Below are 13,364 nucleotides of genomic sequence, written 5' to 3'. Positions count from 1 at the left end.
TTCACGCCTCCGCGGGAGCGAGGCGCGCAAGCTCCGCCTCGGTGGACTTCAGCAGGTCGTTCCAGGACACCTCGAACTTCTCGACCCCTTCGTCCTCCAGAAGCTGGACGACCTCGTCGTAGCCGATGCCCAGCTTCTCCAGCGCCTCGATGTCGGCCCTGGCCTCGTCATAGGTGCCGCGCACCGTGTCGCCCCGGATCTCGCCGTGGTCGGCGACCGCCCCGAGGGTGGCCTCCGGCATGGTGTTCACGGTCCCGGAGGCGACCAGCTCCTCGACGTAGAGCGTGTCCTTGTACGCCTTGTCCTTCACACCGGTGGAGGCCCACAGCGGGCGCTGGCGGTTGGCGCCGGACTTCTCCAGGGCCTGCCAGCGCGCGGAGGAGAAGACCGCCTCGTAGGCCTCGTAGGCGAGCCGGGCGTTGGCGACGGCAGCCTTGCCGCGCAGCTCCTTGGCCTCCGGGGTGCCCAGGGCGTCCAGCCGCTTGTCGATCTCGGTGTCCACGCGGGAGACGAAGAACGACGCGACCGATTCGATCTTCGATACGTCGAGACCTGCGGCGTCGGCCTGCTCCAGACCCGTGAGGTAGGCGTCCATGACCTCGCGGTAGCGCTCCAGGGAGAAGATCAGCGTGACATTGACGCTGATGCCCTTGGCGATGGTCTCGGTGATCGCCGGGAGTCCCGCCTTGGTGGCCGGGATCTTGATGAAGGTGTTCGGCCGGTCGACCAGCCAGGCGAGCTGCTTGGCCTCGGCGACGGTGGCCCGGGTGTTGTGCGCCAGGCGCGGGTCGACCTCGATGGAGACCCGGCCGTCGCGGCCGCCCGTGGCCTCGAAGACCGGGCGCAGCACGTCGGCGGCGTCGCGGACGTCCGCCGTCGTGATCATGCGCAGGGCTTCCTCGACGGTCAGCCGGCGGGCCGCGAGGTCGGCGAGCTGCTGCTCGTAGCCGTCCCCGCTGGAAATGGCCTTCTGGAAGATCGACGGGTTCGTGGTCACGCCGACCACGTGCTGCTGGTCGATCAGCTCGGCGAGGTTCCCGGACGTGATGCGCTGGCGCGACAGGTCGTCCAGCCAGATCGCCACGCCTTCGTCGGAGAGGCGCTTGAGTGCGTCTGCCATGAGAAATGCATCTCCTACTTGTCGTATACCAGCGTCAGCGACCGGAGGCGGCCAGAGATTCCCGGGCCGCCGCCTCCACGGCGTCGGCCGTGAGACCGAACTCGCGGAACAGCACCTTGTAGTCGGCGGATGCCCCGAAGTGCTCCAGGGAGACGATCCGCCCGGCCACGCCCACGTAGCGGTGCCAGGTCAGTCCGATCCCTGCCTCGACGGCGACGCGCGCCGTGACGGACGGAGGAAGCACGCTGTCGCGGTACCCCTGGTCCTGCTCCTCGAACCACTCGACGGACGGCATCGAGACGACGCGGGTCGGCACGCCCGTGGCCTGCAGCTTCTCGCGCGCCTTGACCGCGAGCTGCACCTCGGAACCGGTGGCGATCAGGATCACCTCGGCGGGGCCGCCGTCGGCCTCCAGCAGCACGTAACCGCCCTTGGCGGCGTCCTCGTTGTACTCGTACGTCGGCACGTTCTGCCGGGTCAGGGCCAGGCCGTGCGGGCCGGGCTTGGCGCCGTGGCGGCGCATGATCTCGCGCCAGGCGATGGCGGTCTCGTTGGCGTCGGCCGGGCGGACCATGTTCAGGCCCGGGATGGCGCGCAGCGCGGCCATGTGCTCGACGGGCTGGTGGGTCGGGCCGTCCTCGCCGAGACCGATGGAGTCGTGCGTCCAGACGTAGGTGACGGGGAGCTGCATCAGCGCGGCCAGGCGCACCGCCGGGCGCATGTAGTCGGAGAAGACCAGGAACGTGCCGCCGTAGATGCGGGTGTTGCCGTGCAGCGCGATGCCGTTCATGGCCGAGCCCATGGCGTGCTCGCGGATGCCGAAGTGCACGGTCCTGCCGTACGGGCTTGCCTCCGGCAGTGGGTTGTCCGCGGGCAGGAAGGAGGACGAGGCGTCGATCGTGGTGTTGTTGGACCCGGCCAGGTCGGCGGAGCCGCCCCACAGCTCGGGGATCACACCGCCGAGCGCCTTCAGCACTTCGCCGGACGCCTTGCGGGTGGCGACGTCCTTGCCGGCCTCGAAGACCGGGACCTTGTGCTCCCAGCCCTCGGGCAGTTCGCCCGCGGCGATGCGGTCGAACTCGGCGGCGCGCTGCGGGTTGGCGGCACGCCACTCCTGGAACTGCTTGTCCCAGGCGGCACGGAACTCGCGGCCGCGGTCGACCGCCTTGCGGACGTGGGAGCCGACCTCCTCGTCGACCTGGAAGTCGCGCTCCGGGTCGAAGCCGAGCACGCGCTTGGTGGCCGCGACCTCCTCGGCACCCAGCGCCGAGCCGTGGGAGGCCTCGGTGTTCTGCGCGTTGGGGGCAGGCCAGGCGATGATCGTGCGGGCCGCGATCATCGAGGGGCGCTCGGTCTCGTCCTGCGCCGCCTTCAGCGCCGTGTACAGCGCCTTGACGTCGAAGTCGCCGGACGCGTCCTGCTCGATGCGCTGCACGTGCCAGCCGTACGCCTCGTAGCGCTTCAGCACGTCCTCGGAGAGGGCGGTGGCGGTGTCGCCCTCGATGGAGATGTGGTTGTCGTCGTAGAGGGCGACGATGTTGCCGAGCTTCTGGTGGCCGGCCAGCGAGCTGGCCTCCGCCGAGATGCCCTCCTCCAGGTCGCCGTCGGAGACGATGGCCCAGATGGTGTGGTCGAACGGAGAGGTGCCCTGGGGTGCGTCCGGGTCGAACAGACCGCGCTCGTAGCGGGCCGCCATCGCCATGCCCACCGCGTTGGCGATGCCCTGCCCGAGCGGTCCCGTGGTGGTCTCCACGCCGACCGTGTGCCCGAACTCGGGGTGCCCCGGGGTCTTGCTGCCCCAGGTGCGGAACGCCTTGAGGTCATCGAGCTCGAGACCGTAACCGGCCATGTAGAGCTGGATGTAGAGGGTCAGGCTGCTGTGGCCCGGGGAGAGGACGAACCGGTCGCGGCCCGTCCACTGCGGGTCGGACGGGTCGTGCCGCATCAGCTTCTGGAAGAGCATGTACGCGGCGGGAGCGAGGCTCATGGCCGTGCCCGGGTGGCCGTTACCGACCTTCTGCACGGAATCCATGGCCAGGACGCGAACGGTATCCACGGCCCGCTGGTCCAGTTCGGCCCACTCGAGGTCTGTTGTGGTCGGCTTCGTGCTCACCCTGAGTCAGGGCTCCTCTCCACATGTCGATGCCGGTGACGTTCTGCACACCGGACGCTGTCGAGCCTACCCTTGGCCCTCTTCCGTGCCGTTCGCGGCGCCGGGGCGCCGCAGGGGCGCGAAGAGCTGCGCTCGAGGAGGCCGCCCAACACGACCGACCCCCGCGGCGAACGGCGTATCCGCTACGTCTAGAGTGGCGTGGTACGCGCAAGTCGTAACCGGCCCCACGGTCCGGTGCTTGCTGGTCTGTGCCCGCGGCGCGAGTCGCTGAGGCCGCTTTACAGGGGTGTGCGTGACGGCCGTCGATTCCCGTCCTTCGGGTGGGGGTACCCCTCATGCCCGCGGGGCCATGGGGGAGCTCGCGGAAGTGTCCGGTCACCGGCCGTTCGGGGCCCGTGTCCTGGCCTTCGTCGCCCTGACCAAGCCCCGCATCATCGAACTGCTCCTGATCACCACGGTTCCGGTGATGTTCCTCGCCGAGCAGGGCGTCCCCGATCTGTGGCTCGTGATCGCCACCTGCATCGGCGGCTACCTCTCCGCGGGCGGCGCGAACGCGCTCAACATGTACATCGACCGCGACATCGACGCGCTGATGGACCGCACCTCCCAGCGCCCACTGGTGACCGGCATGGTCTCGCCGCGCGAGTGCCTGGCCTTCGGTCTCGCGCTGGCCGTGATCTCCACCGCCTGGCTCGGCTACTTCGTCAACTGGCTCTCGGCGGCGCTCGCTCTGGCGGCTCTGCTCTTCTACGTCATCGTCTACACGATGTTGCTCAAGCGCCGTACCGCGCAGAACATCGTCTGGGGCGGCATCGCGGGCTGCATGCCGGTCTTCATCGGCTGGTCCGCGGTCACCAACTCCGTTTCCTGGGCCGGGTTGGTCCTCTTCCTCGTGATGTTCTTCTGGACCCCGCCGCACTACTGGCCGCTGTCGATGAAGGTCAAGGAGGACTACGCGCGGGTGGGCGTGCCCATGCTCCCCGTCGTCGCGTCCAACCTCGTGGTCGCCCGCCAGATCGTGATCTACAGCTGGGTCATGGTGGCCGTCTCCCTGGCCCTCTGGCCGCTGGGTTACGTGGGCTGGCTCTACCCCGTGGTCGCGGTCCTGGCCGGTGGCTGGTGGCTGCGTGAGGCCCACGCGCTGCGCGCCCGCGCCAAGGCCGGGGTCACGGGAGCGAAGCTCAAGGAGATGCGGCTGTTCCACTGGTCCATCACCTATGTGTCGATCCTGTTCGTGGCGATCGCGGTCGACCCCTTCCTGCGCTAGTCCGTTCCCGCCGGCACGAACTCCTGCGGCCGCCGTCCCGCGCCCGGCCCGGGTCACCCGGGTCCCCCTCAAAGTTTTCGAGGGGTGCTCTCTCACAACGCAATACTGGCGAGTAGCATTCAGTCATGGCAGAGAAGGCTGAGAAGGCAGAGACGCAGGCCGAGGCTGACGGGCCCCGGCGAGACGCCCGCGCCGAGCGCAGGGCGGACCGACTGGCCAAGCAGATCGAGCGGTTCTCCCGCAGCCACGGCGGCCGCGCCGACGGCTCGCTCGAATACATCGGGCAGGCGGGCACCCGCATCGTCCTGGTCGGCGAGGACGGCGCCTGGGGCGACCTCGTGGCCACCGATCACGCGACCGCGCAACGCGCCGCCGAGAAGGCGGGCATCACCCTCCACGACTCCTTCGCCGGGGACCCGGTGGCCAAGGTGCGCACCGGCCCGTACGAGTGGTCCCGCATGGCAGGCATCCAGGTCGGGGGACCGAGCAACACCTGAGGCACGGCCCGCCCGTTAGACGGTACGACGGTACCGACGACAAGGGCGGGCGCTGTGATCGAATTGCCACTGCTGGTGGACCAGCACTGCCATGGCGTGTTCCGGACGGAGCTGGGGCTCGGCACCTTCGAAGCGTGCCTGAGCCGGTCCGCCTCGCCCGCCGCCCCCGGCACCACCTTCTTCGACACCCGGACCGGCTTCGCCGTACGCCGCTGGTGCCCGCCACTGCTCGGGCTCGAGCCGCACTGCCCGCCCACGACGTACCTTGCGCGCCGCCGCGAACTGGGTGTCCTGGAAGCCGGGCGCCGGTTGCTGCGCTCGACCGGCATCGGCACGTACCTGGTGGACACCGGGCCGGCGGGCGACCTCACGCAACCCGTCGAACTGGCCGCCGCCGGCGATGCGGCAGCCCACGAGATCGTGCGTCTGGAACTGCTCGCCGAGCAGGTCGCCGACACCTCGGGCACCGCCGACGGCTTCATGGCCAACCTCGCGGAAGCCGTCCACGGCGCCGCCCAGTCGGCCGTCGCCTTCACCTCCGTCGCCGGATCCCGCCACGGGTTCGCGCTCGCCCCCGAACCGCCGGGCCCCGCCGAGGTGTCCCGCGCCGCCGGGGCGTGGCTGGCGGGCCGCCGGCGCGAGAGACGAGCGGCGGGCGCGCTACGGGTGCTCGCCCGCCCGGACGGCGCGGCCACGGACACGTTGCGGGACGGCGGAAGCCTCACCGACCCGGTGCTGCTGCGCCATCTGCTCTGGACGGCCGTGGCGACGGGGCTTCCGCTCCAACTGCACGGCGGAACGGGCGACATCGGGTCGTGTTCCTGCCGTACGGACCCGGCGGCCCTCACCGCATTCGTCGCGGCCACCGCCGGGCTGGGCACGGATCTCGTGCTGCTGCACGCGTACCCGTACCACCGCCAGGCGGCCCGCCTCGCGGACGCCTTCCCGCACGTGTACGCCGACATCGGGCCGGCGCTCTCCCGCTCCGGGCCCAGCGCGCGAACCGTCCTCGCCGAGGCGCTGGAGCTCGCCCCCTTCGGGAAACTGCTCTTCTCCACCGGCGGGCTCGGGCTGCCGGAGCTGCATGTGGTCGGGGCCCGGCTCTTCCAGGAGGCGTTGCGGCAGTTGCTGTCCGAGTGGGTGGCCGAGGGCCTGTGGTCGCGGAGCGACGCACAGCGGGTCGCCGGGCTGATCGCCGCGGGCAACGCCCGCCGGGTGTACGGGCTGAGCGAACCCGCGTACGGCGCGTACGGCGCGTACGGGTCGGACGGGGTGGGGAGGGTGCACGGGTCGGACGGGTTCGGTCGCGCGTACGGGTCGGACGGTGTGGGGCGTTCCTACGTCTCGGACGGGGCCGGGCGGGCGTACGGCGCGGTCGGTCGCGCCTACGGCTCAGACCGCGGCGGCCGGAACGGCTGAGCCCTCCGGCGCCGGGCCAGGGGCTCCGGGCCTCTCGAAGACCGGTCGCTCGCGCAGCGACAGCAGCACGCGCAGCGCCCCGATCCACACCAGGCACGACCCCAGCATGTGGGTGGCGACGAGGACTTCGGGCAACTCGGTGAAGTACTGGACGTAGCCGATCACGCCCTGGGACAGCAGGACCAGCGTCAGGTCGCGCGTACGGGCACGCGGCCCGGCCGGGGCGTCGACCGCCTTCAGAACGAACCACAGGGCCACGGTGAGCGCCACCACGATCCAGGCGAGGTCGGCGTGGATCTGGGCGATGAGCGTCCAGTCGATCCCGATGCGCGGCACGTCGCTGGAGTCGCCCGCGTGCGGGCCGGCGCCCGTCACCAGCGTGCCGACGGCGACCAGTGCGCCGGTCACGGCCACGAGCACCCAGGCGAGTTGCGTGACCGCACGGCCGACGAGCGGACGCGGTGCGGCGTCGCCCTCGCCGGCCCGCTGCCAGGTCAGCAGCGCAACCGTGATGAGCGCGGTGGAGAGCAGGAAGTGCGCCGCGACGGTGTACGGGTTGAGGCCGGTGAGCACGGTGAAGCCGCCCAGGACGGCATTGCCCATGACGACCCAGAACTGCGCCCAACCGAGCCGTGTGAGGCTCCTGCGGCGGGGCTTGACGGCGCGGGCCGCGATGATCGCCCCGCCGACGGCGGCGCACAGCACGTAGGTCAGCATGCGGTTGCCGAACTCGATGACGCCGTGGACGCCCATCTCCCGGGTGGTGGTGAGGCTTTCCTCGGTGCAGGAAGGCCAGGTCGGGCAGCCCAGGCCCGAGCTGGTGAGCCGGACGGCGCCACCGGTGATCACGATGACCACGCTCATGACGAGGGCGGCAAGGGCAGCGCGCCGGAGCGTCCGTGGGGACGGGGTCCAGCGCTGGGCGATGAAGGCGAGAGGATTCCGCGCGGCTTCGAGCAACTTCGGCACGGGCCTATCGTATGCGGGCGCTTGTGCACGGCTTCACAACCCCCCCTCGTACGAGTGCGGGACGGGGGAGTGGCGGGCGGAAACGTCCCCGCGGGGAGGGACGGGGGCGCCACCGCGGGAGAGGGGCGAGGCGTCACCGTGGCAGAGGGGCGAGGCGTCACTGCCGTAAGGACGCGGCGTCACCACTGAGGCGACGAGGCGTCATTCCGGCAGAGACGGCAGCGTCACTCCCAGCGGAAGAACCGTGCCGCCGCTCCCAGGCTCAAGGCCGCCCATCCGGCCAGCAGTCCCAGGTCGCCCCACGGGATGCCGGCTCCCTGCTGCAGGACGTCCCTCAGCCCGTCGGACAGCGCCGAGATGGGCAGGAGTTGCAGCACGGCCTGCGCACCCTCGGGGAACTTGTCCAGCGGCACGATGACGCCACCGCAGACCAGCAGGAGCAGGAAGACCAGGTTGGCGGCCGCCAGGGTGGCCTCCGCCCGCAGGGTGCCCGCCATCAGCAGGCCGAGGCCCGAGAACGCGGCCGTCCCGAGGACGAGCAGCAGGACGACGGCCAGCGGGTTGCCGTGCGGCGACCAGCCGAGCGCGAAGGCGACAAGGGTGAGCAGCACCATCTGCAGGGCCTCGATGACCAGCACCGAGCCGGTCTTCGCGGTCATCAGCGCCCAGCGGGGGAGCGGCGAGGCGCCCAGCCGCTTCAGGACGCCGTAGCGCCGCTCGAAGCCGGTGGAGATGGCCTGCCCGGTGAAGGCCGTGGACATCACGGCGAGTGCGAGAACGCCGGGCGCGAGGAAGTCCACCGCCGCGCCGTCACCGGTGTCGACGACATCGACCGTGCTGAACAGGGTCAGCAGCAGCGTCGGGATCACCACGGTCAGCAGGAGCTGCTCGCCGTGGCGCAGCAGCATCCGCGTCTCCAGCGCCGTCTGCGCCGCGATCATGCGGCCCAGCGGAGCCCGCCCGGGCTTCGGGACGAAGGTGCCGGTGGCCGTGCCGGTGGCGGTCATGCGCGCAGCTCCTTGCCGGTCAGCTCCAGGAAGACGTCCTCGAGGGTGTGCCGCTCCACGGAGATCCGCTCCGGCATCACCCCGTGCTGTGCGCACCAGGTGGTGACGGTGGCCAGCATCTGCGGGCCGACCTCTCCGGTGACGCGGTACGTGCCGGGGGTCAGCTCGACCGCTGTCGTCTCGGGAGGCAGCGCCTTGAGGAGCGTGGAGACGTCGAGGGCGGGGCGGCCGGAGAAGCGCAGTGTGTTCTCCGCGCCGCCGCGGCACAGCTCCTCCGGGCTGCCCTGGGCCACGACCCTGCCGCCGTCGATGATGGCGACGTCGTCCGAGAGCTGCTCGGCCTCGTCCATGGAGTGGGTCGTCAGCACGACGGTGACGCCGTCCGTGCGCAGCTCGCGCACCAGGTCCCAGGTGGCACGCCGTGCCTGAGGGTCGAGTCCGGCCGTCGGCTCGTCGAGGAAGACCAGCTCCGGCCGCCCGACCACGGCCATCGCGAGCGCCAGCCGCTGCTGCTGCCCGCCGGAGAGCCGGCGGTAGGGCGTACGGCCGCAGGCGCCGAGTCCCAGGCGCTCCATGAGCGGATCGACGTCGACGGGGTGCGCGTGCAGCTTGGCCGTGTGGCGCAGCATCTCCTCCGCGCGGGCACCCGGATAGACCCCTCCGGACTGCAGCATCACTCCGATGCGGGGTCGGAGGGCCGCGGATTCGGAGAGGGGGTCGAGGCCGAGGACTCGTACGGTCCCGGCGTCCGGTCTGCGGTAGCCCTCGCAGGTCTCGACGGTGGTGGTCTTCCCGGCGCCGTTGGGGCCGAGGACCGCCGTCACCGTGCCCGCCCCGACGGAGAGATCGAGGCCGTCCACCGCGGTTTTCCGGCCGTACCGCTTGACCAGACCCTGGACCTGGACGACGGGGTCGCTTTGCATGCCCGGCAGTGTACGAAGCGCCGCGGGGGCCGGGGACTTCAGGGGCCGGAGCCGGGCGTTCCCCGGCGCCGTCCACGCGCCGGCCTCGCTGTTTAGGTAACCCTAAGTGATCGAGCACACCCTCCGGCGTACGGATCTTCGCTTGTCGCGGTCCGGGGAATTACGCAACAATGGCGTTGTGAAATACGTGAGCGAGGCGCAGAAGGCCCCGGCGGTCGAGGCGACCGCCGCGTCGGGCGTGCCCGCTCCCACGACGCCGTTCGGCGACGAAGGCCAGCGCAGCACCCGGAACCGCGTGGCCCGGTCGATCCTCGACCACGGCCCGTCCACCGCTGCCGAGCTCGCCCTGCGGCTCCAGCTGACCCAGGCCGCGGTCCGCCGCCATCTGGACTCCCTGCTGACCGACGGCGTCGTCGAGCCCCGGGAGCAGCGGGTCTACGGCTCGCGCGGCCGTGGCCGCCCCGCCAAGGTGTTCGCCCTGACCGATTGCGGGCGGGACGCCTTCGAGCAGGCCTACGACCATCTCGCCGTCGACGCCCTGCGCTGGATCGCCGAGGCCGCCGGTGGAGGCGAGAAGGGCGATGCCGCGGTCGCGGCCTTCGCCCGCGCCCGCCTCGCCGCCCAGGCGGAGAGCTACCGCGAGGCCGTCGAGAGCGCCGCACCCGAAGACCGAACCGAGGCACTGGCAAGGGCATTGACGGCCGACGGGTACGCTGCTACAGCGCGCAGCGCACCGGTCGGTGAACAGCTCTGCCAGCACCATTGCCCGGTCGCCCACGTCGCCGAGCAGTTCCCGCAACTGTGCGAGGCGGAGACCGAGGTCTTCTCCCGCCTGCTCGGCACGCATGTCCAGCGACTGGCCACGATCGCCCACGGCGACGGGGTCTGCACGACCTTCGTCCCGAAGGCGGGCCACGGCCCGGCGCCACCGGGCGATCGCACGACCAGGACCACCACAGCATCTGCAAGCACGGCCGGGAGGAACCCCGCATGACTCTCCCCACGGAGACTGCCCACCCCGAACTCGAGGGCCTGGGCAATTACGAGTACGGCTGGGCCGACTCCGACGTCGCCGGCGCTTCCGCGAAGCGCGGTCTGTCGGAGGAGGTCGTCCGCGACATCTCCGGGAAGAAGTCAGAGCCCGAGTGGATGCTCAAGCTGCGTCTGAAGGGGCTGCGTCTCTTCGGCAAGAAGCCCATGCCGAACTGGGGCTCGGACCTGTCGGGTATCGACTTCGACAACATCAAGTACTTCGTGCGCTCCACCGAGAAGCAGGCCGCTTCCTGGGAGGACCTGCCGGAGGACATCAAGAACACGTACGACAAGCTGGGCATCCCCGAGGCCGAGAAGCAGCGCCTCGTCGCCGGTGTCGCGGCGCAGTACGAGTCCGAGGTCGTCTACCACCAGATCCGCGAGGACCTGGAGGAGAAGGGCGTCCTGTTCCTGGACACCGACACCGCGCTCAAGGAGCACCCGGAGCTCTTCAAGGAGTACTTCGGCACCGTCATCCCGGCGGGCGACAACAAGTTCGCCTCCCTGAACACCGCCGTATGGTCCGGTGGCTCGTTCATCTACGTGCCGAAGGGCGTGCACGTGGACATCCCGCTGCAGGCCTACTTCCGGATCAACACCGAGAACATGGGCCAGTTCGAGCGGACGCTGATCATCGTCGACGAGGACGCCTACGTCCACTACGTCGAGGGCTGCACCGCGCCGATCTACCAGTCGGACTCGCTGCACTCCGCGGTCGTCGAGATCATCGTGAAGAAGGGCGCCCGCTGCCGGTACACGACCATCCAGAACTGGTCGAACAACGTCTACAACCTGGTCACCAAGCGCGCCGTGGCCTACGAGGGCGCGACCATGGAGTGGGTCGACGGCAACATCGGCTCCAAGGTCACGATGAAGTACCCGGCCGTCTACCTGATGGGCGAGCACGCCAAGGGCGAGACCCTGTCCATCGCCTTCGCGGGCGAGGGCCAGCACCAGGACGCCGGGGCGAAGATGGTCCACATGGCGCCGAACACCTCGTCCAACATCGTCTCCAAGTCGGTGGCGCGGAACGGCGGCCGTACGTCCTACCGCGGTCTGATCGAGATCGGCGAGGGCGCCGAGGGCTCGAAGTCCAACGTGCTCTGCGACGCACTCCTGGTCGACACCATCTCCCGGTCGGACACGTACCCGTACGTGGACGTCCGCGAGGACGACGTGTCCATGGGCCACGAGGCGACCGTCTCCAAGGTCAGCGACGACCAGATCTTCTACCTGATGAGTCGTGGGCTGTCCGAGGACGAGGCCATGGCGATGATCGTGCGCGGCTTCGTCGAGCCGATCGCGCGTGAGCTGCCCATGGAGTACGCGCTGGAGCTCAACCGGCTGATCGAGCTGCAGATGGAGGGCGCGGTCGGCTGACTCCCCCAGCTATCGCTGGGTGGGGGTCCCCGGCGGTAGCCGGGGGAGTGCCCCCGGCCCGTCCGGTCCCCGAAGCAGCACTGTTTTTCTGACGTGATGAGAGAGAGCACGACGACAGCTATGGCTGAGCCTGAGAACTCCCCAGCGGCGGGTGCCACCACCACCGGATCGATCTCGGTGGCCGGCGAGTCCACCATCGCCACCCGGATGAGTGCGCCGCCGTCCTTCGACGTGGCGGACTTCCCGGTGCCGCACGGCCGCGAGGAGGAGTGGCGCTTCACTCCGCTCGAGCGGCTGAAGGGCCTGCACGACGGCACCGCGGTCGCCGACGGCGCCGGGGTCAAGGTCGAGATCACCGCGCCCGAGGGCGTGACGGTCGAGACCGTGGGCCGCGACGACGCCCGCGTGGGCAAGGCAGGCAAGCCCGTCGACCGGGTCGCCGCGCAGGCGTTCTCCGGCTTCGAGAAGGCCTCGGTCGTCTCGGTGCCCAAGGACGCCGTGCTGACCGAGCCGGTGCGGATCGCCGTGCACGGCGAGGGCGGCACCGCCTTCGGGCACCAGATCATCGAGCTCGGCGCCTTCGCCGAGGCCGTCGTCGTGATCGACCACACCGGTGACGCGGTGCTCTCCGCCAACGTCGAGTACCACCTCGGTGACGGCGCCAAGCTGACCGTCGTCTCCGTCCAGGACTGGGACGACACCGCGGTCCACGCCGGGCAGCACACCGCCCTCGTCGGCCGTGACGCGACGTTCAAGTCCGTCGTGGTCACCTTCGGCGGCGACCTCGTGCGCCTGCACCCCCGTGTGCGCTACGTGGGTCCCGGCGCCGAGGCCGAGTTCTACGGCCTGTACTTCACCGACAACGGCCAGCACCAGGAGCACCGGCTGTTCGTCGACCACGAGGCCCCCAACTGCCGCAGTAATGTGGCGTACAAGGGCGCCCTGCAGGGCAAGGACGCGCATGCCGTGTGGATCGGCGACGTGCTGATCCGGGCCTCCGCGACCGGCACCGACACCTACGAGCTGAACCGCAACCTCGTCCTCACCGACGGCGCCCGCGTCGACTCGGTCCCCAATCTGGAGATCGAGACCGGCGAGATCGTCGGTGCCGGCCACGCCTCGGCGACCGGCCGCTTCGAGGACGAGCAGCTCTTCTACCTGATGTCCCGCGGCATCCCGGCCGACGAGGCCCGCCGGCTGGTCGTCCGGGGCTTCTTCGCCGAGCTCGTCCAGCAGATCGGCCTGCCGGACGTCGAGGAGCGCCTCCTCACCAAGATCGAGGCCGAGTTGGAGGCGTCCGTCGCATGAGCGTCGAAGGCTTCGTCCGCGTCTGCGCGCTGAGCGAGCTGGAGGAGGACACGCCCACGCGTGTCGAGCTCGGCGGTGTGCCGGTCTCGGTCGTCAGCACCGAGGGCGAGGTGTTCGCGATCCACGACATCTGCTCGCACGCGAACGTGTCGCTCTCGGAGGGCGAGGTCGACGACTGCACCATCGAGTGCTGGCTGCACGGGTCGCGCTTCGACCTGCGCAGCGGCAAGCCGTCCGGCCTGCCCGCGACGCGCCCTGTCCCCGTATACCCCGTAAAGATCGAAGGGGACGACGTGCTCGTCTCCGTCACCCAGGAGTCCTGAGGCACC

Annotated in this window: 12 protein-coding genes; 7 read left to right on the top strand and 5 right to left on the bottom strand. The window is 70.5% G+C overall.

The window, feature by feature from the left end; genetic code table 11:
• Nucleotide 1: 1 nt before the first annotated feature.
• The gene (gene tal / locus ACGFNH_RS00530) at nucleotides 2-1,120 is read right to left on the bottom strand and encodes a transaldolase (RefSeq protein ID WP_393650759.1); all 1,119 of its coding nucleotides are present in this window, start codon (nucleotides 1,118-1,120) and stop codon (nucleotides 2-4) included.
• A gap of 34 nt (nucleotides 1,121-1,154) precedes the next feature.
• Nucleotides 1,155-3,233 (bottom strand): transketolase, encoded by a 2,079-nt coding sequence (gene tkt, locus ACGFNH_RS00525; RefSeq protein WP_393650758.1) that lies wholly within the window; start codon nucleotides 3,231-3,233, stop codon nucleotides 1,155-1,157.
• A gap of 292 nt (nucleotides 3,234-3,525) precedes the next feature.
• On the opposite strand from tkt, the gene ACGFNH_RS00520 reads away from it, so the two are divergent.
• The 3 genes from ACGFNH_RS00520 (at nucleotide 3,526) to ACGFNH_RS00510 (ending at nucleotide 6,416) form a co-directional block, all read left to right on the top strand.
• Nucleotides 3,526-4,500: a heme o synthase gene (locus ACGFNH_RS00520; RefSeq protein WP_393650757.1), complete on the top strand. Its 975-nt coding sequence runs from the start codon at nucleotides 3,526-3,528 to the stop codon at nucleotides 4,498-4,500.
• Nucleotides 4,501-4,625: 125 nt separating this feature from the next.
• The gene (locus ACGFNH_RS00515) at nucleotides 4,626-4,997 is read left to right on the top strand and encodes a hypothetical protein (protein WP_393650756.1); all 372 of its coding nucleotides are present in this window, start codon (nucleotides 4,626-4,628) and stop codon (nucleotides 4,995-4,997) included.
• A 54-nt stretch (nucleotides 4,998-5,051) separates the two neighbouring features.
• Nucleotides 5,052-6,416, top strand: coding sequence for an amidohydrolase family protein (locus ACGFNH_RS00510; RefSeq protein ID WP_393650755.1), 1,365 nt, complete (start codon nucleotides 5,052-5,054; stop codon nucleotides 6,414-6,416).
• Here the strand turns inward: ACGFNH_RS00510 and ACGFNH_RS00505 are convergent.
• The 3 genes from ACGFNH_RS00505 to ACGFNH_RS00495 form a co-directional block, all read right to left on the bottom strand.
• The gene (locus tag ACGFNH_RS00505; protein WP_393650754.1) at nucleotides 6,390-7,385 is read right to left on the bottom strand and encodes a heme A synthase; all 996 of its coding nucleotides are present in this window, start codon (nucleotides 7,383-7,385) and stop codon (nucleotides 6,390-6,392) included. The two genes, ACGFNH_RS00510 and ACGFNH_RS00505, sit on opposite strands and share 27 nt — an antisense overlap.
• A 224-nt stretch (nucleotides 7,386-7,609) precedes the next feature.
• Nucleotides 7,610-8,392 carry an ABC transporter permease gene (locus ACGFNH_RS00500; RefSeq protein ID WP_393650753.1) on the bottom strand — a complete coding sequence of 261 codons (783 nt, stop codon included), beginning with the start codon at nucleotides 8,390-8,392 and terminating at the stop codon, nucleotides 7,610-7,612.
• Nucleotides 8,389-9,315 (bottom strand): ABC transporter ATP-binding protein, encoded by a 927-nt coding sequence (locus ACGFNH_RS00495; protein ID WP_393650752.1) that lies wholly within the window; start codon nucleotides 9,313-9,315, stop codon nucleotides 8,389-8,391. Before ACGFNH_RS00495 ends, ACGFNH_RS00500 begins: the two co-directional genes overlap by 4 nt.
• 178 nt (nucleotides 9,316-9,493) lie before the next feature.
• On the opposite strand from ACGFNH_RS00495, the gene ACGFNH_RS00490 reads away from it, so the two are divergent.
• The 4 genes from ACGFNH_RS00490 (at nucleotide 9,494) to ACGFNH_RS00475 (ending at nucleotide 13,358) form a co-directional block, all read left to right on the top strand.
• On the top strand, nucleotides 9,494-10,309 hold the full coding sequence (locus ACGFNH_RS00490; RefSeq protein ID WP_393650751.1) for a helix-turn-helix transcriptional regulator: 816 nt from the start codon (nucleotides 9,494-9,496) through the stop codon (nucleotides 10,307-10,309).
• Nucleotides 10,306-11,727: a Fe-S cluster assembly protein SufB gene (gene sufB / locus ACGFNH_RS00485; protein ID WP_393650750.1), complete on the top strand. Its 1,422-nt coding sequence runs from the start codon at nucleotides 10,306-10,308 to the stop codon at nucleotides 11,725-11,727. Before ACGFNH_RS00490 ends, sufB begins: the two co-directional genes overlap by 4 nt.
• 120 nt (nucleotides 11,728-11,847) lie before the next feature.
• Complete coding sequence (sufD, locus tag ACGFNH_RS00480) at nucleotides 11,848-13,035, top strand: Fe-S cluster assembly protein SufD (protein ID WP_393650749.1); 1,188 nt, start codon at nucleotides 11,848-11,850, stop codon at nucleotides 13,033-13,035.
• On the top strand, nucleotides 13,032-13,358 hold the full coding sequence (locus ACGFNH_RS00475; protein WP_393650748.1) for a non-heme iron oxygenase ferredoxin subunit: 327 nt from the start codon (nucleotides 13,032-13,034) through the stop codon (nucleotides 13,356-13,358). Before sufD ends, ACGFNH_RS00475 begins: the two co-directional genes overlap by 4 nt.
• Nucleotides 13,359-13,364 lie beyond the last annotated feature (6 nt).

The sequence above is a fragment of the Streptomyces sp. NPDC048639 genome (genome assembly GCF_043199075.1).
Lineage (GTDB): Bacteria > Actinomycetota > Actinomycetes > Streptomycetales > Streptomycetaceae > Streptomyces.
This window is presented reverse-complemented; position numbering and strand designations above follow the sequence as displayed.

Coding starts and splice junctions, on each gene's coding strand:
- sufB (WP_393650750.1), top strand. CDS start 10,306: ATGACTCTCCCCACGGAGACTGCCCACCCCGAACTCGAGGGCCTGGGC.
- tal (WP_393650759.1), bottom strand. CDS start 1,120: ATGGCAGACGCACTCAAGCGCCTCTCCGACGAAGGCGTGGCGATCTGG.
- ACGFNH_RS00495 (WP_393650752.1), bottom strand. CDS start 9,315: ATGCAAAGCGACCCCGTCGTCCAGGTCCAGGGTCTGGTCAAGCGGTAC.
- sufD (WP_393650749.1), top strand. CDS start 11,848: ATGGCTGAGCCTGAGAACTCCCCAGCGGCGGGTGCCACCACCACCGGA.
- ACGFNH_RS00475 (WP_393650748.1), top strand. CDS start 13,032: ATGAGCGTCGAAGGCTTCGTCCGCGTCTGCGCGCTGAGCGAGCTGGAG.
- ACGFNH_RS00500 (WP_393650753.1), bottom strand. CDS start 8,392: ATGACCGCCACCGGCACGGCCACCGGCACCTTCGTCCCGAAGCCCGGG.
- ACGFNH_RS00515 (WP_393650756.1), top strand. CDS start 4,626: ATGGCAGAGAAGGCTGAGAAGGCAGAGACGCAGGCCGAGGCTGACGGG.